Below are 344 nucleotides of genomic sequence, written 5' to 3'. Positions count from 1 at the left end.
CAAATAAAAAGCTCACAGCTTTTGCTGTGAGCAATAGTACCACCGGTCGGGATCGAACCGACACTCTCTAACGAGAATTGGATTTTGAGTCCAACGCGTCTGCCAATTCCGCCACGGTGGCTTATCATTATAAAAAAAGACTAATTAGTCTTCTAATTAGTAAAAATGGAGCGGAAGATAGGATTTAAACCTATGTCTTGCTTCAGGAAGAAGCATGTTCTAAACACTAAACTACTTCCGCATTTTATATATTAATAAAGGCGCCAACCGGATTTGAACCGGTGATAAAGGATTTGCAGTCCTCTGCCTTACCACTTGGCTATGGCGCCAAAGTAAACCTTAAA

At 41.0% G+C, this 344-nt stretch carries 3 tRNA genes; all 3 read right to left on the bottom strand.

Features of this window, described 5'->3' with window-relative positions:
• Positions 1-37: 37 nt before the first annotated feature.
• Positions 38-121, bottom strand: a tRNA-Leu gene (locus V6E76_RS11455).
• 45 nt (positions 122-166) lie between these two features.
• Positions 167-241 (bottom strand) — tRNA-OTHER (locus tag V6E76_RS11450).
• Between the two features lie 17 nt (positions 242-258).
• Positions 259-329: transfer RNA gene (locus V6E76_RS11445), tRNA-Cys, on the bottom strand.
• Positions 330-344: the final 15 nt, after the last annotated feature.

This window comes from Jeotgalicoccus huakuii, from assembly GCF_036665975.1.
Lineage (GTDB): Bacteria > Bacillota > Bacilli > Staphylococcales > Salinicoccaceae > Jeotgalicoccus > Jeotgalicoccus marinus.
Note: the sequence above shows the minus strand (reverse complement) of the source record. Positions and strands in the feature narration are given on the sequence as shown.